This window comes from Streptomyces sp. NBC_01429 (assembly GCF_036231945.1).
In the GTDB taxonomy this organism is placed as follows: Bacteria; Actinomycetota; Actinomycetes; order Streptomycetales; family Streptomycetaceae; genus Streptomyces.
The window spans coordinates 6821476-6843380 of the sequence record NZ_CP109599.1 but is presented as its reverse complement, the minus strand read 5'-3'; the positions used below and the strand labels follow the sequence as shown (position 1 = coordinate 6843380).

Sequence of the window (21905 nt, the reverse complement as noted above, 5' to 3'; positions counted from 1 at the left end):
CCGCGCCGCCCTCGCCCGGCGGATCGGCGCCTCGTAGCCCGGCCGCTCAGTGGTCGTACTCCTCCAGGGGCGGGCAGGAGCAGACCAGGTTGCGGTCGCCGAAGGCGCCGTCGATCCGGCGGACCGGCGGCCAGTACTTGTCCGCGGCGCTGACCCCGGCCGGGAAGACGGCCTCGCTCCGGCTGTACGCGTGGTCCCAATCGCCGCCCAGTGCCGCCGCCGTGTGCGGGGCGTTGCTCAGCGGGTTGTCGTCGGCGGGCCACTCACCCGAGGCGACCCTCTCGATCTCCGTACGAATCGCGATCATCGCCTCGCAGAAGCGGTCGATCTCGTTGAGGTCCTCGCTCTCCGTGGGCTCGATCATCAGCGTGCCCGCCACCGGGAACGACATCGTCGGCGCGTGGAACCCGTAGTCGATCAGCCGCTTGGCGATGTCGTCGACGCTGACGCCGGTGGCCTTGGACAGCGGCCGCAGATCCACGATGCACTCGTGGGCGACCAGCCCGTTCGGCCCCGTGTAGAGCACGGGGTAGTGCGGCTCCAGGCGCTTGGCGATGTAGTTGGCGGCGAGCACGGCGACCTGCGTCGCGCGCTTGAGGCCCTCGCCGCCCATCAGCCGTACGTACGCCCAGGAGATCGGCAGGATGCCCGCCGAGCCCCACGGCGCCGCCGAGATCGGCCCCACGCCCGTCGCGGGGCCGGCCGCCGGCTGGAGCGGGTGGTTGGGCAGGTACGGGGCGAGGTGGGCCCGTACGCCGACCGGACCGACGCCGGGGCCGCCGCCGCCGTGCGGGATGCAGAACGTCTTGTGCAGGTTCAGATGCGACACGTCCGAGCCGAACTTCCCCGGCTTGGCCAGCCCCACCAGCGCGTTCAGGTTCGCCCCGTCCACGTACACCTGGCCGCCCGCGTCGTGCACGGCCGCGCAGATGTCGCCGATGTGCTCCTCGAACACCCCGTGCGTGGACGGGTAGGTGACCATCAGGACGGCCAGCTCGGGGCCGTACCGCTCGATCTTGGCGCGCAGGTCCTCGACGTCGACGTCGCCGTCCTCGCGGGTCTTGACGACGACGACCTTCATACCGGCCATCACCGCGCTCGCCGCGTTCGTCCCGTGCGCGGAGGACGGGATGAGGCAGACCGTACGCCCGGTGTCGCCGTTGGCCCGGTGGTACGCGCGCACGGCCAGCAGACCGGCCAGCTCGCCCTGCGAACCCGCGTTGGGCTGGAGGGAGACCGCGTCGTAGCCGGTGACCTCGGCGAGACGCTCCTCCAGCTCCCGGATGAGCGTCAGATAGCCCTGCGCCTGCTCGGCCGGGGCGAAGGGGTGCAGCGCGCCGAACTCGGGCCAGGTCACCGGCTCCATCTCGGTCGTCGCGTTCAGCTTCATCGTGCAGGAGCCGAGCGGGATCATCCCGCGGTCCAGCGCGTAGTCGCGGTCGGCGAGCCGGCGCAGATAGCGCAGCATCGCCGTCTCCGAGCGGTACTGGTGGAAGACGGGGTGCGTCAGGTAGTCGTCGCCGCGCAGCAGCGTCCCCGGCAGGGCGTCGTCCGTGCCGCCGTCCAGCGCCTCGATGTCGGCGTCGACGCCGAAGGCGGTCCAGACGGCGCCGAGCTGGGCGCGGCCCGTGGTCTCGTCGCAGGCCACCAGAACGCGGTCGGCGTCGACCTGGCGGAGGTTGACCCCGCCCTCCCGGGCCGCGGTCACCACCTCGGCGGCCCGGCCGGGCACGACGGCGGTCAGCGTGTCGAAGTACTCCCCGTGCGCGATGCGGACCCCGCCCGCGCGCAGGCCCGCGGCCAGCAGCGCCGCGTAGCGGTGGGTGCGCTGCGCGATGGAGCGCAGCCCCTCGGGGCCGTGGTAGACCGCGTACATTCCGGCCATGACGGCGAGCAGCACCTGCGCGGTGCAGATATTGCTGGTGGCCTTCTCGCGGCGGATGTGCTGCTCGCGGGTCTGGAGCGCCAGCCGGTAGGCCTTGTTGCCGTCGGCGTCCACGGAGACCCCGACGAGCCGGCCCGGCAGGCTGCGCGCGAACTTCTCCCGTACGGCCATGAACCCGGCGTGCGGTCCGCCGAAGCCCATCGGCACCCCGAAGCGCTGGGTGGTGCCGACCGCGATGTCCGCGCCCAGCTCACCGGGGGACGTCAGCAGCGTCAGCGCGAGCAGGTCGGCGGCGACGGTGACGACCGCGCCGAGCGCGTGCGCCCGCTCGACGACGGCGCGGATGTCCCGGACGGCCCCGGAGGCGCCCGGGTACTGGAGGAGCACGCCGAAGACACCGCGCTCCGCGATCTCGTCGGAGATGCCCTCGCTCAGATCCGCGACGACGACCTCCACCCCGGTCGGCTCGGCGCGGGTCTCGATCACGGCGATGGTCTGCGGCAGCGCGTCGGCGTCCACCAGGAAGACGCCGCCCTTGACCTTCCCGACGCGCCGGGAGAGCGCCATGGCCTCCGCCGCTGCCGTGGACTCGTCCAGCAGCGAGGCGCCGGAGGTGGGCAGCCCGGTCAGCTCGGCCACCATGGTCTGGAAGTTGAGCAGGGCTTCGAGCCGGCCCTGCGAGATCTCCGGCTGGTACGGCGTGTACGCGGTGTACCAGGCGGGGTTCTCCATGACATTGCGGAGGATCACCGGCGGCGTGAACGTGCCGTAGTAGCCGAGGCCGATCATCGGGGCGAGCACCTGGTTGCGCTCGGCGAGGCCGCGCAGCTCGGCCAGCACCTCGGCCTCCGTGCGGGCCTCCGGCAGCCGCAGCGCCTCGGCGCTCCTGATCACGTCGGGCACGGCCGCGTCGGTCAGCTCGTCGAGCGAGCCGTAGCCGACCTGCGCCAGCATCTTCGCCTGGGCGCCCGCGTCGGGACCTATGTGGCGCTGCTCGAAGGGGATGCCTCGCTCCAGCTGGGAGAGCGGAATGCGGTGGGCGTTCATAGCGGAAGGCCTCCTGGTCTGCCACGACCTACGAGGGGCACCAGGACGCGGGTGCCCGGACGGCCTCCCCCTCTGTCATCTCGACCTGAGAGCTTCACCGGTCCGCCGCGGGGCGGGCCGGCTTTCACCGTCGGTGAGAGCGGGTGCCGTCCGACACCGCTCTGCTTTCCAGAGTGACCTCGTCCGCGCGGTACGGGGGCCTGAGAGATTCCGGGGAGGATTTGCTCCTTCGGCGCCTCCGGTGGTGTCACCGGAGGACTCTCCCGCACGGGGTCAGCAGCCGTTCGCCAGCCTACCAGCGGGCCTCTTGGGACGGCTTTCGAGTGGCCGCCGCCCAGGATCTGCACTTTTGTAGTCCTTACGAGCAGTTGTGACCAGTTGGAGGGACCGTGGAGACCGATATCGATCCGCGCAGCCTGATAGGGCGCAAGGCATTCGACCGGGACGGCAACAAGCTCGGCACGGTCGACGAGGTGTATCTGGACGACGCGACCGGCGTGCCGGAGTGGGCGGCCGTGCGCACCGGTCTGTTCAGCCGGGACGCGTTCGTCCCGCTCGGCCCCAGCACCCTGTCCGACAACGGGCTGCGGGTCCCGTTCGAGCGCGCCCTGATCAAGGACGCGCCCGACTTCGGCGTGGGCCGTCATCTCTCCCCCGAACAGGAACTCCAGCTCTACCACCACTACGGCCTCGCTCTCCCCGAACCGAATCCGCCGGAGCGGCCCGCGTCCCTCTCCGACCGGGACTCCGAGCGCGACTTCGGGCGGCTCGCCGGACAGGAGGACTGACCCGGACCGCCGCCCGCCGCCGCAGGGCCCTCCCGCCCCGGCGGCCCGTCCGGCGCCGGGGTCCCCTCCGGCACGAGCGGCAGCGGCTCGGAGAGCACCAGCTCGGGGTCGTCGATCCAGAACGTCCGCACCCAGCCGGGCGCTGACCCCGGCACCTCGAACCGTACGGTCACTCTCCGCAGCCCGCTGCCCTGCACCCAGCCGGGCCCGAACGCGGCATGGCGCACATCGTGTCCGGCCGGGAAGCGCCGCTCGGCAAGCTCCGCCGCCCCCTCCGCCGCCCCCTCCCGCGGCCCGCTCGCGGCCTCGGACGCCGGCCGCGGCACGCCGTCGTCCCCGGGGGCCGCCACCGCCGTCCCGGAGCCGCCGTCGTCCGGAGCCCCGTCCGGAGCGCCGTCCGCGCGGGTCGCCCGGTCCGCCCGGTCCCGGTCGGCCGCCGCCTGGGCGAACAGGTCCTCCTGCGTGTAGTCGGCGAGCCCCGTCACGCCCACCCCCAGCAGCCGCACCCCGCCCGTGGTGTCCACCGCCTCCAGCAGCCGCCCGGCGGCCTCGCGCACCACCCCGGGATCGTCCGTGGGCCCGCGCAGCGTCTCCGAACGGGTCAGCGTGGAGAAGTCGTAGCGCCGGACCTTCAGCACGACGGTGCGGCCCGAGTGCCCGGCCGCCCGCAGCCGCCCCACACACCGCTCGGCGAGCCGGTCGACCTCGGCGCGCACCCGTACCCGGTCGTGCAGGTCGATGTCGAAGGTGTCCTCCACCGACACCGACTTGGTCTCGCGCTCGGAGACCACGGGCCGGTCGTCGTACCCCCGGGCCATCCGGGAGAGCGAGGCGCCGTGGGCCTTGCCCAGCAGCCGTACGAGTTCGTCCTCGCCCGCCTCCGCCAGATGGGCGACGGTCGTCATCCCGGCCCGGCGCAGATGTTCCCCGGTCGCGGGGCCCACCCCCGGCAGGATCCGTACGGACATGGGACCCAGCAGCGCGCGCTCCGTGCCCGGCTCTATGAGGACCAGACCGTCGGGCTTGGCCTGCTCCGAGCCGATCTTCGCCAGCATCTTGGAACCGGCGAGCCCGACCGAGCCCGCGAGCCCGGTGGCCGCCCTGATGTCCCTGCGCAGCCGCTCACCGGCCGCCAGCGCCGAGGCGGTGTCGTGGGCCGACCCGCCCGCCTCCAGGTCCACGAAAGCCTCGTCCAGGCTCAGCGGCTCCACCAGCGGCGAGAGCGCCCCCAGCAGCGCCATGACCCGCTCGCTGACCTCGCGGTAGAGCGCGAAGCGCGGCACGAGATACGCGGCGTTCGGCGCGAGGCGTCTGGCCTGGGCCATCGGCATCGCCGAGTGCACCCCGAACCGTCTCGCCTCGTACGACGCGGTCGAGACCACCCCGCGCGGGCCGAGACCGCCCACCACCACCGGTTTTCCGCGCAGACTCGGCTTCGCCGCCTGCTCGGCGGCGGCGAAGAAGGCATCCATGTCCAGATGCAGGATCGTCGGCGCGGGTCTCACACCACCGATGCTGCCTCACACCACTGACAACGGGCCGTTCATCGGCGCCGGGAACGGCGTCAGACCGCCCGGTCGCGGCGCCTGCGCGCCAGCTCGTCGGCCGGATTGTTCCCGATCAGCGTCTCGCCGGTGTCGATCCGCTCCCCGTGCAGCTGTGACAGCGCGGCCTCGACGTCCCGCCACACCACGCCGACCGCGATCCCGAAGACGCCCTGACCGCCCTGGAGCAGGCTCACGACCTCATCGGGCGAGGAGCACTCGTGGACCGTGGCGCCGTCGCTCATGAGCGTCATCCGGTCCAGGTCCTGGAAGCCCCTGGCCCGCAGGTGCTGGACGGCGGCGCGGATGTTCTGCAACGCCACCCCGGTGTCCAGGAACCGCTTCACGATCTTGAGGACGACCACGTCGCGGAAGCTGTAGAGCCGCTGGGTGCCCGATCCGTACGCCGGGCGCACACTGGGCTCGACCAGCCCCGTACGCGCCCAGTAGTCCAACTGGCGGTACGTGATGCCCGCCGCCGCGCACGCGGTCGGACCCCGGTATCCGACCGCCTCCGCACCGGGGTCGGGCGCGCTGTTGTGAAGCGGATACGGACCGCCCGCCGCCGTACCGTCGCCGCTGCTTCTCACGCCGACCCTCCGTCCTTGACCTGCCCTGTCGAAGGTAGGCAGTCACCCGGGGTGCGTCAACGATCGCCACACTCGCCACGCCGAGTGATAATCACCCTGAGAGTGGTTTCCCGTGTCCCGTTCCGGGGAAAGGCTGACCGAATGTCCGGAGGGGGACCGGTGCGGCGCTCCGGCCGGTCACTGACTGTTGGTCCCGAAGTCCTCCGGAGAGATCTGGTCGAGGAACTCGCGGAACTTCTCCACCTCGTCCTCCTGCTCGTCCGGGATGGCGATGCCGGCATCGTCCAGAACCCCGTCACTGCCGTAGATCGGTGTGCCCGTGCGCAGTGCCAGCGCTATGGCATCCGACGGCCTGGCGCTCACCTCGACCCCGCTCGCGAAGACCAGCTCCGCGTAGAAGACCCCTTCACGCAGGTCCGTGATCCGGACTTCGGTCAGCTCCTGGCCGACCGCTTCCAGCACGTCCTTGAAAAGATCATGGGTCAGCGGCCGGGCCGGGGCCATGCCCTGCTGAGCGAAGGCGATCGCGGTCGCCTCCCCCGGTCCGATCCAGATGGGGAGGTAGCGATCGCCTCCCACTTCACGCAGGAGCACGATCGGTTGGTTGGAGGGCATTTCCACCCGGACACCCACAACGTCGAGCTCGTTCACACAGCAACCCTAGGACGTGCCCGGCAGGTTTGGGTAGTCGGACTCCCCCATGATCAGTACCGGCGGTCCCCGAGGGCCGTGCGGAACAGGGCGTGATGCAGCTGTACGGAGAGCGTGGCCAGCTCCTCGGTGGTCGCCTCGGCATGGGCTCTGGTCTGCGGATTACGGTGCCGGCGCAGCGGCGCCACCACTTGCTCGACCAGTCCCGCCTCACGTTCGGCGGCCGCTTTCATCACGCGCAGATGCCGGGGCTCAAGACCGAAGCGTCCGAGATCCGAGACGAGTTTCGCGACGGTGACGGCCTCGGCGTCGTATCCGCCCTCCGGCAGCGGGGTGATGAGTCCGTACGACTCCCACTCCTCCAGCGAGCTCTCGCTCACCTCTGCGGCGGCCAGCAGCTCGTCCCGGCCGATCCGCGCGACGGTGGGTAGCCCCGATTCCGCGTCCGGGACGCCCTCCAGCGGCCCGCGCTGCGGGGCGGGCAGAGATACGTGCTCGCCGCGCGCCAGGGCGTCCAGATGCTCCCTGATGACTTTGAGGGGCAGGTAGTGGTCCCGCTGCATGCGCAGGATCCGGGCCAGCCGCTCGACGTCGCCGGGGCTGAATTTGCGGTAGCCGGAGGGCGTTCTGCTCGGTTCGACGAGGCCCTCGGCCTCCAGGAAACGGATCTTGGAGATCGAGACCTCGGGAAACTCGTTCCGCAGCCTGGCCAGCACCGCGCCGATGCTGATCAGGGGCTCGGCCGTGCGGGCGGTGCCGTGTCCGGCACCGCCCCTGGATGTCAGCGGCATGGACCTTCCCTGGTGAGGGTCACACGCCCCGCTGGCTCGCGTAGAAGACCATCCGGTACTTACCGATCTGGACTTCGTCGCCGTTCGCCAGCAGGACCGAATCGGTCGGCTCACGATTGACGTACGTGCCGTTCAGGCTGCCCACGTCCGAGCAGGTGAAGTGCCCGTCCGCGCCCCTGCGGAACTCCACGTGACGACGGGACACGGTCACGTCGTCAAGGAAGATGTCGCTCTCCGGGTGACGGCCGGCCGTCGTCAGGTCGCCGTCCAGAAGGAAGCGGCTGCCCGAATTGGGACCGCGCCGGACCACCAGCAGCGCCGAGCCGGGCGGCAGGGCGTCGACGGCGGCCTGTGCCTCCGGGGTCAGCGAGGGAAGCGACGTCTGTCCCGTCACTTCCGAGTCGTACGCCTCAAGACCCGAGATGGAGATCGTCGAGGTCGTCTCCGACGCGCGCTCCGCCGGAATCCCGGCCCGCAGCGGCGCACCGCAGTTGGAGCAGAACCGGCTCGCCTCGGCGTTCCGGTGCCCACATCTCGTACAGACCGGCAAACCCGCCATCGTGGGTTCCTCCTGCCGCGACTGCCCACCCGGGGCAGATGATTCCCCGAAACCTATGCGTCCGGTACCAGCAGGGTCAACAGACGACGCGCCGTGACCCGGCGCCGGCTCGCCACCCACCTGGTCCCGGAAGAGCGGACGCTCACCGCTCGGCTCCTCACTCCCACCCTGGCGCGATGCACGATGGCGGTTGGAACCGCCGTCCTCGCGCGCGCTTTTGCCGAACAACTTCCCAAACAACTTCACGGGCGATTCCCCTTGACCGAAACAGACCCGCCCGTGGGGCAGGACGAACCCTGATTGAACACACCTGCCGACCCGGACATCTTGACAACGTCCGTATCCACCGGACAGTTTCCACCACTCACCACGCTGATCGCGCGCCGACCCCCCGCAACCTCATGCCCGCGTCCGACAGCCGCCATGCACCGCCGCATCACCGTGATGACGACCGAGCGTAGTCAGGACGCTTCGCCGGTCGCAAGGCATCCACGATGATCTTCTCAGCACGCGTCACCGTGGCTGTGGCCTGCTCCTTCTCCAGCGTCTGGACCACCCCGCCGGGAATGTTGAGGGCGGGCTCCAGATCCTGCGGCTTGCCGATGACCTTGAAGCTGTACGGCGCGGTGACGGCCTTTCCGTCCACCTGGACGTCACCACCCGTACCGGAGAAGTATGTGTGGGCGACCACACGGACGTCGTTGACCTGGATGGCCTCGGCGCCCGCGGCCCGCAGCTCCTGGAGCGCGTCGAGCAGCATGTCCGGGGAGACCGTACCGTTCGGGTCCTCGATCGTCAGCGTGATCCCGGGCCCCTGCGCGGCGACCGTGCCCGCCAGGACGCCCAGCTGCTGTTCCTTCTCCCGCGTCTGCTTGCGGGCCTCCTCCGCCTGGTCCGAGCTGGTCTCCAGCTCGGTGCGCTGGTCGTCGAGGCGGGACTTCTCGTCCTCCAGCCGCTGCGTACGGTTGTCCAGCTCGTCCAGGATCCGCACCAGGTCCTCCTGGCGGGCCCCTCGCAGCGCGCTGTCGTCGTTGTTGGACCTGACCTGGATCGCCAGGCCCAGGCCGAGGACGAACAGCAGCAGGGCGACGATGAGCTGAGCCCGCGTCACCCGCGGCGGCCACAGCCCGGCTGCCAACCTCTGGCGCCCGGTGAGCTGTTGGGGCTCCTCGGGCTCGGCAGGGGCGTCCGGGACCTTGGCGGCGCCGTCCTGGAGGGGCGGCAGCTCGCGGCCCCTCGTCGCGTCCCCCGGCCCGCTCCCGCCCGGTGTCTCCTCGTCCGGCCCGTTCCCGCCCGGCTCGTTCTCGCCGTTCATCGGCCTCACGCCCGGAACACGTGCCGGCGGATCGCGGCAGCGTTGGAGAAGATCCGGATGCCGAAGACGACGACCACTCCGGTGGACAGCTGGGCGCCCACGCCCAGCTTGTCGCCCAGGAAGACGATGAGCGCGGCGACCACCACGTTCGACAGGAAGGAGACGACGAACACCTTGTCGACGAAGATGCCGTCGAGCATGGCCCGCAGGCCGCCGAAGACCGCGTCGAGCGCGGCGACGACGGCGATGGGCAGGTAGGGCTCGACCACTGCCGGCACCTCGGGCCGGACCAACAGTCCGACCACGACTCCCACGACGAGGCCCAGTACGGCGATCACGATGTGCCCTTCTCGGTGTCGGCCGCGCGCCGCCCGCTGCCTTGCGCGGGGGCGGCGGCCTTCGGTTCTGCTGTACGTACGATCAGGCTGGGCGCGGCGGGCAGCCGCACCTCACCCTCATCGGAGATCTTGGTGCGGATGTCGAAGTCCTCCCGCAGGGAACGCAGATACAGACCGTCGACACTGGCCTGAAATGCCCTGCTCAGCTTCTTCCCGTCCCCCACCGCCAGAACGGTGTACGGCGGCACCAGCGGCCTGTTGTCGACCAGTATGGCGTCGCCCGCGGCCCTGATCGCGGACAGTGACGTCAGCCGCTGGTCGTTGATCGCGATCGCTTCCGCGCCCGACTCCCACAGCCCGTTGACGATCCGCTGCATGTCCCGGTCCCGCACCCGGCCGGTGTCGGAGAACCCACTGCTCTCGCGCGGTCCGCCGCCGCCCGCGGAGGCGTCCTTGGCGTCGTCCACCACGAGCTTCATCCCGGGACCCGCCACGGGGGTCGCGCCGGCGAGCAGCCCGACCAACGACCCCTGGTCGCCGCCCTGGGACCGCAGAGCCGCGCGCTGCCGGTCACCGACCTCGCCGCGCAGCTTCTCGACCGTCCGCTCCAGGGTGTCGGCCGCCGAAGTCTCCGCGTTGATGCGGTCGATGAGCTCCTCGCGCTCCTTGGCCACGACCGGGGCCGAGATCCGCGCCTGCGCCGCACCGACGGTGACCACGAGGGCGGCCAGTACCAGCCCGGCCGCGAGACCCAGCTTCGCCTTGAGGGTGCGGGGCAGTCCGCCCTCTTCGGCATCCCGGCGGGCCGACGCCTCCGCGTACCCCTCGTCGAGGCTGTGGTTCATCACATTGTTCAGCAGCGACATCGACGCGTCGGGGCGCGCGTGCGGAGAAGCGGTGCTCCGATCGGGGGACTGCTGCGACATGCCGCACATCGTCGCACGTCGCGAACGCTACCGCCGAATGGCCCCGCCCCTGTGCCGGGCGGCCTCCTGAGAGGCCGCCCGGCACGGCGGGACGACAGGTGCGAACTGTCTACTGCCCGGCGCTGTCCACCACGGACGACCACTCGTCGAGCAGCGCCTGGGCCGACGCGTCGTCGGGTCCTTCGGCCCACAGGTGGGTGACGGCCTCGGAGGGGTCGGGCAGCACCATCACCCAGCGGCCGTCGGCCTCGACCACCCGCACACCGTCGGTCGTGTCCACCTGCCGGTCGCCCGCCGCCTCCACGACACTGCGCATCACGAGTCCCTTGACGGCCCAGGGAGTGGCCAGATCCCGCCGCAGGACGTGAGCACGCGGGATGCGGGCGTCGATCTGGCTCAGGGTGAGCTGCGTACGCGCCACCAGCCCGATCAGCCGCACGAAGGCCGCCGTACCGTCCAGCACGCTGCTGAACTCCGGCACGATGAACGCTCCGCGGCCGTCACCGCCGAAGATGGTGGTCTCCTCGCGGCCCACCCGGGTCAGATCGTCGGGCGACGTCGTCGTCCACTCGACCTGCGTGCCGTGGTACGCGGCGACCTGCTCGGCGATCCTCGTCGTGGTCACCGGCAGTGCCACCCGCCCGCTGCGCCGCTCGGCGGCGACCAGATCGAGCAGCACCAGCAGCGCCCGGTCGTCCTCGATGATCCGGCCGCGCTCGTCCACGAGCGACAGCCGCTCGCCGACGGGGTCGAACCGGACACCGAACGCGGCGCGCGCCGAGGCCACGATCTCGCCGAGCCTGACCAGCCCGGAGCGACGGGATTCGGCCGTTTCGGTCGGGCGGGACTCGTCGAGACCGGGGTTGATGGTCAGCGCGTCAACACCGAGCCGGCCGAGCAGGCTGGGCAGCACAAGCCCGGCGCTGCCGTTCGACGCGTCGACCACGACCTTGAGTCCGGCCTCGGAGATACCCGTCGTATCGACGTTGCGGAGCAACGAGCCGGTGTACGAGTCGAAGACGCTGGCCGGGAAGTGCAGATCCCCGATCTCGCCGGGGAACGCGCGACGGTACTCCTGGCGCGCGTACACCCGGTCCAGCTTGCGCTGGCCGGCCTGCGACAGGTCGGCGCCCCGCTCGTCGAAGAACATGATGTCGACGGAGTCCGGCACCCCGGGCGAGGTACGGATCATGATCCCGCCCGCGCTGCCCCTGGCGGTCTGCTGCCGGGCCACCGGCAACGGCACGTTCTCCAGGTCCCGCACGTCGATGGCGCTGGACTGGAGCGAGGAGATCACGGCCCGCTTGAGGGCGCGCGCGCCACGCGAGTGGTCACGCGCCGTGGTGACGGTGGACCCCTTCTTCAGGGTGGTGGCGTACGCGCCCGCCAGCCGCACCACGACCTCCGGCGTGATCTCGACGTTCAGGATGCCGGAGACACCACGGGCCCCGAAGAGGTTCGCCTGTCCTCGGGACTCCCAGATCACCGAGGTGTTGACGAACGCGCCGGCCTCGATGGTCTTGAACGGGTAGACCCGCACATTGCCCTGGATGATCGATTCTTCGCCGACGAGACACTCGTCGCCGATGACGGCGCCGTCCTCGATCCTGGCGGCCCGCATGATGTCGGTGTTCTTGCCGATCACGCAGCCGCGCAGATTGCAGTGCTGGCCGATGTACACGTTGTCGTGCACGACCGCTCGGTGGAGAAAAGCGCCGGTCTTGACGACGACGTTCGATCCGACGACGGTGTGTTCGCGGATTTCGGCGTCGGCCTCGACCTTGGCGTAGTCACCGATGTACAGCGGACCGCGCAGTACGGCGTCGGGATGGACTTCCGCGCCTTCGGCCACCCACACGCCGGGAGAGATCTCGAAGCCGTCGATGTCGACGTCGACCTTGCCCTCGAGCACGTCGGCCTGGGCCTTCACATAGCTCTCGTGGGTGCCGACGTCCTCCCAGTAGCCCTCGGCGATATAGCCGAAGACCCGCTTGCCCTCCTTCATGAGCTGCGGGAAGACATCACCGGACCAGTCCACGGAGACATCGGCCTCGACGTAGTCGAAGACCTCGGGCTCCATCACGTAGATGCCGGTGTTGACGGTGTCCGAGAAGACCTGCCCCCAGGTGGGCTTCTCCAGGAAGCGTTCGACCTTTCCTTCCTCGTCCACGATCGTGATACCGAATTCCAGCGGATTCGGTACCCGGGTCAGGCACACGGTGACCAGTGCGCCCTTCTCCTTGTGGAAGGCGATGAGGTCGGTCAGGTCGAAGTCGGTGAGAGCGTCGCCTGAAATCACGAGGAAGGCATCGTCCTTCAGAGCCTCCTCGGCGTTCTTGACGCTCCCTGCGGTACCGAGCGGCTTCTCCTCGTTGGCGTAGGTCAGCTCCATACCGAGCTCTTCACCGTCGCCGAAGTAGTTCTTGACGAGAGAGGCCAGGAATTGCACGGTTACGACGGTCTCATTGAGCCCATGGCGCTTGAGCAACCGCAGCACATGCTCCATGATCGGCCGGTTCACGACCGGCAGGAGCGGCTTGGGCATGCTTGAGGTCATGGGGCGAAGTCGAGTACCTTCGCCACCGGCCATCACGACGGCCTTCATGTCGGAAGCGTCCTCCTTGAAGAGACGGACTCGCCGACTTCACCCGTCTGGGCACCCGGGTCGGAAGAGAAGCCCCTTGGCGGTCAGGCGCGGACCGACGCGACGCTGCGCGGCACCACATTGACGAGCTCAATCGGCCACGGTGTCCGCCCTGACGAGCCGGCGGACCTGGACCACATAGAGGACTCCTGCCCACCAATACAGACTTGTACCCCATCCTGCGAACGCCCATCCGAAAACTTCGGCGAGTGACGCAAGCCATCCACTTCTGTCACTGAGGAGCAGCAGGGGGAAGGCGTACATCAAGTTGAAGGTAGCCGCCTTCCCGAGGAAGTTCACCTGGGGCGGCGGATAGCCGTGGCGCCGAAGGATGGCGACCATGACCAGAAGCATCAGCTCACGGGCCAAAAGGGCCGCGGTGAGCCAGAGCGGCAGGATCTCGCGCCAGGTGAGGCCAACCAGGGTGGAAAGGATGTACAGCCGGTCGGCAGCGGGGTCGAGAACACGCCCCAGGCTGCTGATCTGGTTCCAGCGGCGCGCGAGCTTTCCGTCGAGATAGTCACTGATACCGCTCAGCATGAGGACCAGCAGGGCCCACAGGTCGCTGTTGGGGCCGCCGAACTCGGGGCGAAGAATCAACCACAGGAAGAGCGGAACGCCAACGAGGCGAGCCATGCTGAGGATGTTGGGGATGGTGAGTACCCGGTCCGTCTGAACGCGGGTCTCCTGGACCTCCACCCGGGGGCCTCCTGTGTGGAACGTGCCGACGATGCCTCCTGACCTTACCCTCAGAGCCGGCGACCGGGCCGCAGGGGGTCCTGAACGCAGAAATGCCCCGCACCATAAGGTGCGGGGCATCCCCACAATAATTGTTCGGCGGCGTCCTACTCTCCCACAGGGTCCCCCCTGCAGTACCATCGGCGCTGTGAGGCTTAGCTTCCGGGTTCGGAATGTAACCGGGCGTTTCCCTCACGCAATGACCACCGAAACACTATGAAGTTAAACAAACACCGGATACACATCTAATTAAAGACGGTCACGGCTGTTCGTTACTTCAGAACTAACACAGTGGACGCGAGCAACTGAGGACAAGCCCTCGGCCTATTAGTACCAGTCAGCTCCAACCGTTACCGGTCTTCCACATCTGGCCTATCAACCCAGTCGTCTACTGGGAGCCTTAACCCCTCTAGGAGGTGGGAGTCCTCATCTCGAAGCAGGCTTCCCGCTTAGATGCTTTCAGCGGTTATCCTTTCCGAACGTAGCCAACCAGCCATGCCCTTGGCAGAACAACTGGCACACCAGAGGTTCGTCCGTCCCGGTCCTCTCGTACTAGGGACAGCCCTTCTCAAGACTCCTGCGCGCGCAGCGGATAGGGACCGAACTGTCTCACGACGTTCTAAACCCAGCTCGCGTACCGCTTTAATGGGCGAACAGCCCAACCCTTGGGACCGACTCCAGCCCCAGGATGCGACGAGCCGACATCGAGGTGCCAAACCATCCCGTCGATATGGACTCTTGGGGAAGATCAGCCTGTTATCCCCGGGGTACCTTTTATCCGTTGAGCGACGGCGCTTCCACAAGCCACCGCCGGATCACTAGTCCCGACTTTCGTCCCTGCTCGACCCGTCGGTCTCACAGTCAAGCTCCCTTGTGCACTTACACTCAACACCTGATTACCAACCAGGCTGAGGGAACCTTTGGGCGCCTCCGTTACTCTTTAGGAGGCAACCGCCCCAGTTAAACTACCCATCAGACACTGTCCCTGATCCGGATCACGGACCCAGGTTAGACATCCAGCACGACCAGAGTGGTATTTCAACGACGACTCCACCTGAACTGGCGTCCAAGCTTCAAAGTCTCCCACCTATCCTACACAAGCCGAACCGAACACCAATATCAAACTATAGTAAAGGTCCCGGGGTCTTTCCGTCCTGCTGCGCGAAACGAGCATCTTTACTCGTAGTGCAATTTCACCGGGCCTATGGTTGAGACAGTCGAGAAGTCGTTACGCCATTCGTGCAGGTCGGAACTTACCCGACAAGGAATTTCGCTACCTTAGGATGGTTATAGTTACCACCGCCGTTTACTGGCGCTTAAGTTCTCAGCTTCGCCAACCCGAAGATTGACTAACCGGTCCCCTTAACGTTCCAGCACCGGGCAGGCGTCAGTCCGTATACATCGCCTTACGGCTTCGCACGGACCTGTGTTTTTAGTAAACAGTCGCTTCTCGCTGGTCTCTGCGGCCACCCCAAGCTCAGGAAGTAAATTCCATCACCTAGAATGGCCCCCCTTCTCCCGAAGTTACGGGGGCATTTTGCCGAGTTCCTTAACCATAGTTCACCCGAACGCCTCGGTATTCTCTACCTGACCACCTGAGTCGGTTTAGGGTACGGGCCGCCATGAAACTCGCTAGAGGCTTTTCTCGACAGCATAGGATCATCCACTTCACCACAATCGGCTCGGCATCAGGTCTCAGGCACATGTCATCCGGATTTACCTGGACAACGCCCTACACCCTTACCCCGGGACAACCACCGCCCGGGCTGGACTACCTTCCTGCGTCACCCCATCGCTTACCTACTACCACCTTGGATCAGCGGCTCCACCACTCCCCTTTGCCCGAAGGCTCCAGGACGGCTTCACGGCCTTAGCATTAATGGATTCGATACTGGGCGTTTCAAAGCGGGTACCGGAATATCAACCGGTTGTCCATCGACTACGCCTGTCGGCCTCGCCTTAGGTCCCGACTTACCCTGGGCAGATCAGCTTGACCCAGGAACCCTTAGTCAATCGGCGCACACGTTTCCCACGTGTGTATCGCTACTCATGCCTGCATTCTCACTCGTGAACCGTCCACAACTAGCTTCCGCTGCTGCTTCACCCGGCACACGACGCTCCCCTACCCATCACAGTCCCCGTTGGGGGTATGTACTGCAATGACACGACTTCGGCGGTACGCTTGAGCCCCGCTACATTGTCGGCGCGGAATCACTTGACCAGTGAGCTATTACGCACTCTTTCAAGGATGGCTGCTTCTAAGCCAACCTCCTGGTTGTCTCTGCGACTCCACATCCTTTCCCACTTAGCGTACGCTTAGGGGCCTTAGTCGATGCTCTGGGCTGTTTCCCTCTCGACCATGGAGCTTATCCCCCACAGTCTCACTGCCGCGCTCTCACTTACCGGCATTCGGAGTTTGGCTAAGGTCAGTAACCCGGTAGGGCCCATCGCCTATCCAGTGCTCTACCTCCGGCAAGAAACACACGACGCTGCACCTAAATGCATTTCGGGGAGAACCAGCTATCACGGAGTTTGATTGGCCTTTCACCCCTAACCACAGGTCATCCCCCAGGTTTTCAACCCTGGTGGGTTCGGTCCTCCACGAAGTCTTACCTCCGCTTCAACCTGCCCATGGCTAGATCACTCCGCTTCGGGTCTTGAGCGCGCTACTATACCGCCCTATTCGGACTCGCTTTCGCTACGGCTTCCCCACACGGGTTAACCTCGCAACACACCGCAAACTCGCAGGCTCATTCTTCAAAAGGCACGCAGTCACGACTGTATGTGCAAGCACATACAGCGACGCTCCCACGGCTTGTAGGCACACGGTTTCAGGTACTATTTCACTCCGCTCCCGCGGTACTTTTCACCATTCCCTCACGGTACTATCCGCTATCGGTCACCAGGGAATATTTAGGCTTAGCGGGTGGTCCCGCCAGATTCACACGGGATTTCTCGGGCCCCGTGCTACTTGGGTGTCGCACAAACGAGCCGTACAGATTTCAGCTACGGGGGTCTTACCCTCTACGCCGGACCTTTCGCATGTCCTTCGCCTATCCATACGGTTTCTGACTCGCCCAACAGCCGGCAGACTGCTGAAGTACGATCCCACAACCCCGTATACGCAACCCCTGCCGGGTATCACACGCATACGGTTTGGCCTCATCCGGTTTCGCTCGCCACTACTCCCGGAATCACGGTTGTTTTCTCTTCCTGAGGGTACTGAGATGTTTCACTTCCCCTCGTTCCCTCCACACTGCCTATGTGTTCAGCAGCGGGTGACAGCCCATGACGACTGCCGGGTTTCCCCATTCGGACACCCCCGGATCAAAGCTCGGTTGACAGCTCCCCGGGGCCTATCGCGGCCTCCCACGTCCTTCATCGGTTCCTGGTACCAAGGCATCCACCGTGCGCCCTTAAAAACTTGGCCACAGATGCTCGCGTCCACTGTGCAGTTCTCAAACAACGACCAGCCACCCATCACCCCACCCTTACAGGCGAGTTCACTGGGGCCGGCAACCCGAAGGACGAGCAACGCTCGTACCCTCAGACACCCAACAGCGCGCCCAGCACACCCGATCCCCCACTGCGTTCCACGCCGAAGCAGTACTTGCAGAAGAAACCCGATGTGCCGAATAGTCAACGTTCCACCCATGAGCTGACCACCGTCGAACATTTGCCGACGTAGTGGCTCTGGATTCCTTGCGGAATCTAGATGCTCCTTAGAAAGGAGGTGATCCAGCCGCACCTTCCGGTACGGCTACCTTGTTACGACTTCGTCCCAATCGCCAGTCCCACCTTCGACAGCTCCCTCCCACAAGGGGTTGGGCCACCGGCTTCGGGTGTTACCGACTTTCGTGACGTGACGGGCGGTGTGTACAAGGCCCGGGAACGTATTCACCGCAGCAATGCTGATCTGCGATTACTAGCAACTCCGACTTCATGGGGTCGAGTTGCAGACCCCAATCCGAACTGAGACCGGCTTTTTGAGATTCGCTCCGCCTCGCGGCATCGCAGCTCATTGTACCGGCCATTGTAGCACGTGTGCAGCCCAAGACATAAGGGGCATGATGACTTGACGTCGTCCCCACCTTCCTCCGAGTTGACCCCGGCAGTCTCCTGTGAGTCCCCATCACCCCGAAAGGCATGCTGGCAACACAGAACAAGGGTTGCGCTCGTTGCGGGACTTAACCCAACATCTCACGACACGAGCTGACGACAGCCATGCACCACCTGTACACCGACCACAAGGGGGCGACCATCTCTGGCCGTTTCCGGTGTATGTCAAGCCTTGGTAAGGTTCTTCGCGTTGCGTCGAATTAAGCCACATGCTCCGCTGCTTGTGCGGGCCCCCGTCAATTCCTTTGAGTTTTAGCCTTGCGGCCGTACTCCCCAGGCGGGGAACTTAATGCGTTAGCTGCGGCACCGACGACGTGGAATGTCGCCAACACCTAGTTCCCAACGTTTACGGCGTGGACTACCAGGGTATCTAATCCTGTTCGCTCCCCACGCTTTCGCTCCTCAGCGTCAGTAATGGCCCAGAGATCCGCCTTCGCCACCGGTGTTCCTCCTGATATCTGCGCATTTCACCGCTACACCAGGAATTCCGATCTCCCCTACCACACTCTAGCCTGCCCGTATCGAATGCAGACCCGGGGTTAAGCCCCGGGCTTTCACATCCGACGTGACAAGCCGCCTACGAGCTCTTTACGCCCAATAATTCCGGACAACGCTCGCACCCTACGTATTACCGCGGCTGCTGGCACGTAGTTAGCCGGTGCTTCTTCTGCAGGTACCGTCACTTGCGCTTCTTCCCTGCTGAAAGAGGTTTACAACCCGAAGGCCGTCATCCCTCACGCGGCGTCGCTGCATCAGGCTTTCGCCCATTGTGCAATATTCCCCACTGCTGCCTCCCGTAGGAGTCTGGGCCGTGTCTCAGTCCCAGTGTGGCCGGTCGCCCTCTCAGGCCGGCTACCCGTCGTCGCCTTGGTAGGCCATCACCCCACCAACAAGCTGATAGGCCGCGGGCTCATCCTTCACCGCCGGAGCTTTCAACCCTCCCCCATGCGGAGGAAAGTATTATCCGGTATTAGACCCCGTTTCCAGGGCTTGTCCCAGAGTGAAGGGCAGATTGCCCACGTGTTACTCACCCGTTCGCCACTAATCCACCCCGAAAGGCTTCATCGTTCGACTTGCATGTGTTAAGCACGCCGCCAGCGTTCGTCCTGAGCCAGGATCAAACTCTCCGTGAATGTTTACCCGTAATCGGGTCGACACGCACGAGAGCCGGAACCACCGGTCGGAATAAGACCAGTAGTTCACAGCGTCCTCGCTGTGTTTTTTTCTTCAAAGGAACCTCAACCCACCGAATAATTCGGTAGGTCGGGGTATCAACATATCTGGCGTTGACTTTTGGCACGCTGTTGAGTTCTCAAGGAACGGACGCTTCCTTTGTACTCACCCACGGACACTGTCCGAGGCTTTCCTCCGGGCGCTTCCCTTCGGTGTTTCGTTCTTGCGTTTCAAACTCTACCAGGGCTTTTCGTTCTTCCTGACCACCGTTCCGCAGGCATGCAAAAGCGGAACCACAGTTAGGATCAAGACTTGATAGATGCCGCCGACCCCCGACTCAATGTCGCGTTGGGGCCAGGCAGGAGTACGACAGTACAGGCCGTCGGCGGACGCAGGCAAATCGATTCCGGTGCGCCGTCGGCTGCGCCAACCAGCAGCTGTCACACCGAACCGTCACTTCCTATGACTTACCCTTCTGAACAGCACGCCGTCCCCTCACTGAGGGTGACGATCGCCCCCTATGTTTTCTCCGCCTCCGGGAGGCTCCCCGCATGACTATCGTGACGGCCCCACTCTCCGGACAAGCCATCGGGCTTGCCTCTGTCCCCGATCCGGTCTTCGCCGGTGCGATGGTCGGGCCTGGTACCGCCATCGACCCGGTGCGGGAGCCCGGTGTGGCGGTCTCTCCGGTCGACGGTGTGGTGGTCTCCCTGCATCCGCACGCCTTCGTCGTCGTGGACGCGGAAGGGCATGGCGTGCTGACGCACCTGGGCATCGACACCGTGCAGCTCAACGGCGCCGGGTTCGAGCTGCTGGTCAACAAGGGCGACACCGTCACACGGGGGCAGGACATCGTGCGCTGGAACCCGGCCGCGGTCGAGGAGGCCGGCAAGTCGCCCATCTGCCCGGTCGTGGCGCTCGAAGCGACGGCGGACTCCCTCGCCGACCTCCGCGAGAGCGGCGAGGTCACGAGCGGCGACGCTCTCTTCGGCTGGCAGTGAGTCCGGTGTCGTACGTCAGGGACGGGCGCGCGGCGCTCGTCGTTCATTCAGCGCGGCGACCGGGTCGCCGCATAACCGGGGACGGGTGAGATGGAGACAACGCTGCGAGGCGTCGGGGTCAGCCACGGAGTGGCGATCGGCGAGGTCCGGCACATGGGGACCGCGGTGCTGGAGCCGCCGGCCAAGCAGATTCCGGTGGAGGACGCGGAGCGCGAGCAGAGCCGTGCCCACCAGGCCGTGGAGGCCGTGTCGGCCGATCTGATCGCCCGGGGCAATCTGGCGGGCGGCGAGGCGCAGGCCGTGCTGGAGGCGCAGGCCCTGATGGCTCAGGATCCCGAGCTGATGGCCGATGTCGAGCGTCGGATCGCCGTCGGCAGCACGGCCGAGCGCGGGGTGTACGACGCGTTCGCCTCGTACCGCGCGCTGCTGGCGAACGCCGGGGAGTACCTGGCAGGGCGGGTCGCGGACCTGGACGACGTGCGGAATCGTATCGTCGCCCGGCTGCTGGGCGTTCCGATGCCGGGTGTCCCGGACAGCGACGAGCCGTATGTACTGATCGCCCGTGACCTGGCCCCCGCCGACACGGCGTTGCTCGACCCGGCTCTGGTGCTCGGCTTCGTGACGGAGGAGGGCGGGCCCACGAGTCACAGCGCGATTCTGGCGCGGGCGCTCGGAGTGCCCGCGGTCGTGGCGCTGCCGGGTGCCGGGGAGATCGCCGAGGGCACGGTGATCGCGGTCGACGGCAGTACCGGTGACATCTTCGTCGAACCGGGTGCCGAGAAGCGGGCGGAGCTGACGGCGGCCGCCGCCGAGCGCAGGGCCGCGCTGACCGCGTCGTCCGGGCCGGGGGCGACCTCGGACGGTCACAAGGTGCCGCTGCTGGCCAACATCGGCGGTCCTTCGGATGTCGAGGCGGCCGTCGCGGCGGGCGCCGAGGGCGTGGGGCTGTTCCGTACCGAGTTCCTGTTCCTGGACGACAGCAAGCAGGCGCCGTCCGAGGAGAAGCAGATCGCCGCGTACCGCGCGGTGCTGGAGGCGTTTCCCGAAGGGCGGGTCGTCGTACGGGTGCTGGACGCCGGCGCCGACAAGCCGCTGGACTTCCTCACGCCCGCCGACGAGCCCAACCCGGCGCTCGGGGTCCGCGGTCTGCGGAGTCTGCTCGACCACCCGGATGTGCTGCGGACCCAGCTGACCGCGCTGTCCAAGGCGGTCGCGGGGCTGCCGGTGTATCTGGAGGTCATGGCGCCCATGGTGGCCGACCGCACCGACGCCAAGGCGTTCGCGGACGCCTGTCGCGAGGCGGGGCTGAACGCGAAGTTCGGCGCCATGGTGGAGATTCCGTCGGCCGCGCTGCGGTCGCGGTCGATCCTCCAGGAGGTCGAGTTCCTGTCGCTGGGCACGAACGACCTCGCTCAGTACACCTTCGCCGCCGACCGGCAGGTCGGTGCGGTGTCGCGGCTCCAGGACCCCTGGCAGCCGGCGCTGCTGGATCTGGTGGCGCTGTCCGCCGAGGGCGCGCGGGCCGAGGGCAAGAGCTGTGGTGTGTGCGGGGAGGCCGCCGCCGATCCGCTGCTCGCCTGTGTGCTGACCGGGCTCGGTGTGACGTCGCTGTCGATGGGCGCGGCGTCGATTCCGTATGTGCGGTCGGCTCTGGCGCAGCACACGCTGGCGCAGTGTGAGCGCGCCGCCGCCGCCGCGCGTGCCGCTGACACCGCCGAGGAGGCCAGGTCGGCCGCGCAGGCGGTGCTGTCCGGCGAGTGAGCCGGTCTTGAGCCGGTCGGGTCCCGCGTGGATCG

At 66.9% G+C, this 21905-nt stretch carries 14 protein-coding genes, 3 rRNA genes and 1 riboswitch; of the genes, 3 read left to right on the top strand and 14 right to left on the bottom strand.

What is annotated here, in order from left to right; all coding sequences use genetic code 11:
• Positions 1 to 46 precede the first annotated feature (46 nt).
• Complete coding sequence (gene gcvP, locus OG627_RS30215; RefSeq protein WP_329070463.1) at positions 47 to 2932, bottom strand: aminomethyl-transferring glycine dehydrogenase; 2886 nt, start codon at positions 2930 to 2932, stop codon at positions 47 to 49.
• Positions 2933 to 3110: 178 nt separating this feature from the next.
• Positions 3111 to 3208: riboswitch (glycine riboswitch) on the bottom strand.
• 113 nt (positions 3209 to 3321) lie between these two features.
• Between gcvP and OG627_RS30210 the strand changes: the two genes are divergently transcribed.
• Positions 3322 to 3720: a PRC-barrel domain-containing protein gene (locus OG627_RS30210; RefSeq protein WP_329070459.1), complete on the top strand. Its 399-nt coding sequence runs from the start codon at positions 3322 to 3324 to the stop codon at positions 3718 to 3720.
• On the opposite strand, the gene OG627_RS30205 is transcribed toward OG627_RS30210, so the two are convergent.
• The 13 genes from OG627_RS30205 to OG627_RS30145 form a co-directional block, all read right to left on the bottom strand.
• Positions 3615 to 5225 carry a DNA polymerase IV gene (locus tag OG627_RS30205; RefSeq protein WP_329070457.1) on the bottom strand — a complete coding sequence of 537 codons (1611 nt, stop codon included), beginning with the start codon at positions 5223 to 5225 and terminating at the stop codon, positions 3615 to 3617. The two genes, OG627_RS30210 and OG627_RS30205, sit on opposite strands and share 106 nt — an antisense overlap.
• Positions 5226 to 5284: 59 nt before the next feature.
• Complete coding sequence (locus tag OG627_RS30200; protein WP_329070456.1) at positions 5285 to 5854, bottom strand: MerR family transcriptional regulator; 570 nt, start codon at positions 5852 to 5854, stop codon at positions 5285 to 5287.
• A gap of 177 nt (positions 5855 to 6031) precedes the next feature.
• Positions 6032 to 6505 carry a bifunctional nuclease family protein gene (locus OG627_RS30195; protein ID WP_006123076.1) on the bottom strand — a complete coding sequence of 158 codons (474 nt, stop codon included), beginning with the start codon at positions 6503 to 6505 and terminating at the stop codon, positions 6032 to 6034.
• A gap of 53 nt (positions 6506 to 6558) precedes the next feature.
• On the bottom strand, positions 6559 to 7296 hold the full coding sequence (gene ftsR / locus OG627_RS30190; protein ID WP_329070454.1) for a transcriptional regulator FtsR: 738 nt from the start codon (positions 7294 to 7296) through the stop codon (positions 6559 to 6561).
• Between the two features lie 19 nt (positions 7297 to 7315).
• Positions 7316 to 8209, bottom strand: a complete 894-nt coding sequence (locus OG627_RS30185; RefSeq protein WP_329073094.1) for an FHA domain-containing protein — start codon at positions 8207 to 8209, stop codon at positions 7316 to 7318.
• 82 nt (positions 8210 to 8291) lie between these two features.
• Positions 8292 to 9170: a DUF881 domain-containing protein gene (locus OG627_RS30180; protein WP_443073564.1), complete on the bottom strand. Its 879-nt coding sequence runs from the start codon at positions 9168 to 9170 to the stop codon at positions 8292 to 8294.
• Positions 9171 to 9175: 5 nt separating this feature from the next.
• Complete coding sequence (locus OG627_RS30175; protein ID WP_023543062.1) at positions 9176 to 9508, bottom strand: small basic family protein; 333 nt, start codon at positions 9506 to 9508, stop codon at positions 9176 to 9178.
• Positions 9505 to 10434 (bottom strand): DUF881 domain-containing protein, encoded by a 930-nt coding sequence (locus OG627_RS30170; RefSeq protein ID WP_329070450.1) that lies wholly within the window; start codon positions 10432 to 10434, stop codon positions 9505 to 9507. The genes OG627_RS30175 and OG627_RS30170 overlap by 4 nt, the downstream gene beginning before the upstream one ends.
• 109 nt (positions 10435 to 10543) lie before the next feature.
• Entirely contained in the window at positions 10544 to 13039 is a 2496-nt protein-coding gene (locus tag OG627_RS30165) for a mannose-1-phosphate guanyltransferase (protein WP_329070448.1), read from the bottom strand.
• Between the two features lie 129 nt (positions 13040 to 13168).
• Positions 13169 to 13777, bottom strand: coding sequence for a CDP-alcohol phosphatidyltransferase family protein (locus tag OG627_RS30160; protein WP_199566501.1), 609 nt, complete (start codon positions 13775 to 13777; stop codon positions 13169 to 13171).
• A gap of 133 nt (positions 13778 to 13910) precedes the next feature.
• Positions 13911 to 14027 (bottom strand): 5S ribosomal RNA (rrf, locus tag OG627_RS30155).
• 96 nt (positions 14028 to 14123) lie between these two features.
• Positions 14124 to 17246, bottom strand: a 23S ribosomal RNA gene (locus OG627_RS30150).
• 296 nt (positions 17247 to 17542) lie between these two features.
• Positions 17543 to 19068 (bottom strand): 16S ribosomal RNA (locus OG627_RS30145).
• The 16S, 23S and 5S rRNA genes sit together here, the layout of an rRNA operon.
• A gap of 591 nt (positions 19069 to 19659) precedes the next feature.
• On the opposite strand from OG627_RS30145, the gene OG627_RS30140 reads away from it, so the two are divergent.
• Complete coding sequence (locus tag OG627_RS30140; RefSeq protein WP_329070444.1) at positions 19660 to 20109, top strand: PTS sugar transporter subunit IIA; 450 nt, start codon at positions 19660 to 19662, stop codon at positions 20107 to 20109.
• Between the two features lie 90 nt (positions 20110 to 20199).
• A complete protein-coding gene (gene ptsP, locus OG627_RS30135; protein WP_329070441.1) occupies positions 20200 to 21870 on the top strand; it encodes a phosphoenolpyruvate--protein phosphotransferase in 1671 nt (556 codons plus the stop codon).
• Positions 21871 to 21905: the final 35 nt, after the last annotated feature.

Bases quoted from the DNA above. Each gene is read 5' to 3' on its own strand.
- gcvP (WP_329070463.1), bottom strand. From the start codon at position 2,932: ATGAACGCCCACCGCATTCCGCTCTCCCAGCTGGAGCGAGGCATCCCC.
- ftsR (WP_329070454.1), bottom strand. From the start codon at position 7,296: ATGCCGCTGACATCCAGGGGCGGTGCCGGACACGGCACCGCCCGCACG.
- OG627_RS30180 (WP_443073564.1), bottom strand. From the start codon at position 9,170: ATGAACGGCGAGAACGAGCCGGGCGGGAACGGGCCGGACGAGGAGACA.
- OG627_RS30170 (WP_329070450.1), bottom strand. From the start codon at position 10,434: ATGTCGCAGCAGTCCCCCGATCGGAGCACCGCTTCTCCGCACGCGCGC.
- OG627_RS30165 (WP_329070448.1), bottom strand. From the start codon at position 13,039: ATGAAGGCCGTCGTGATGGCCGGTGGCGAAGGTACTCGACTTCGCCCC.
- OG627_RS30140 (WP_329070444.1), top strand. From the start codon at position 19,660: ATGACTATCGTGACGGCCCCACTCTCCGGACAAGCCATCGGGCTTGCC.
- ptsP (WP_329070441.1), top strand. From the start codon at position 20,200: ATGGAGACAACGCTGCGAGGCGTCGGGGTCAGCCACGGAGTGGCGATC.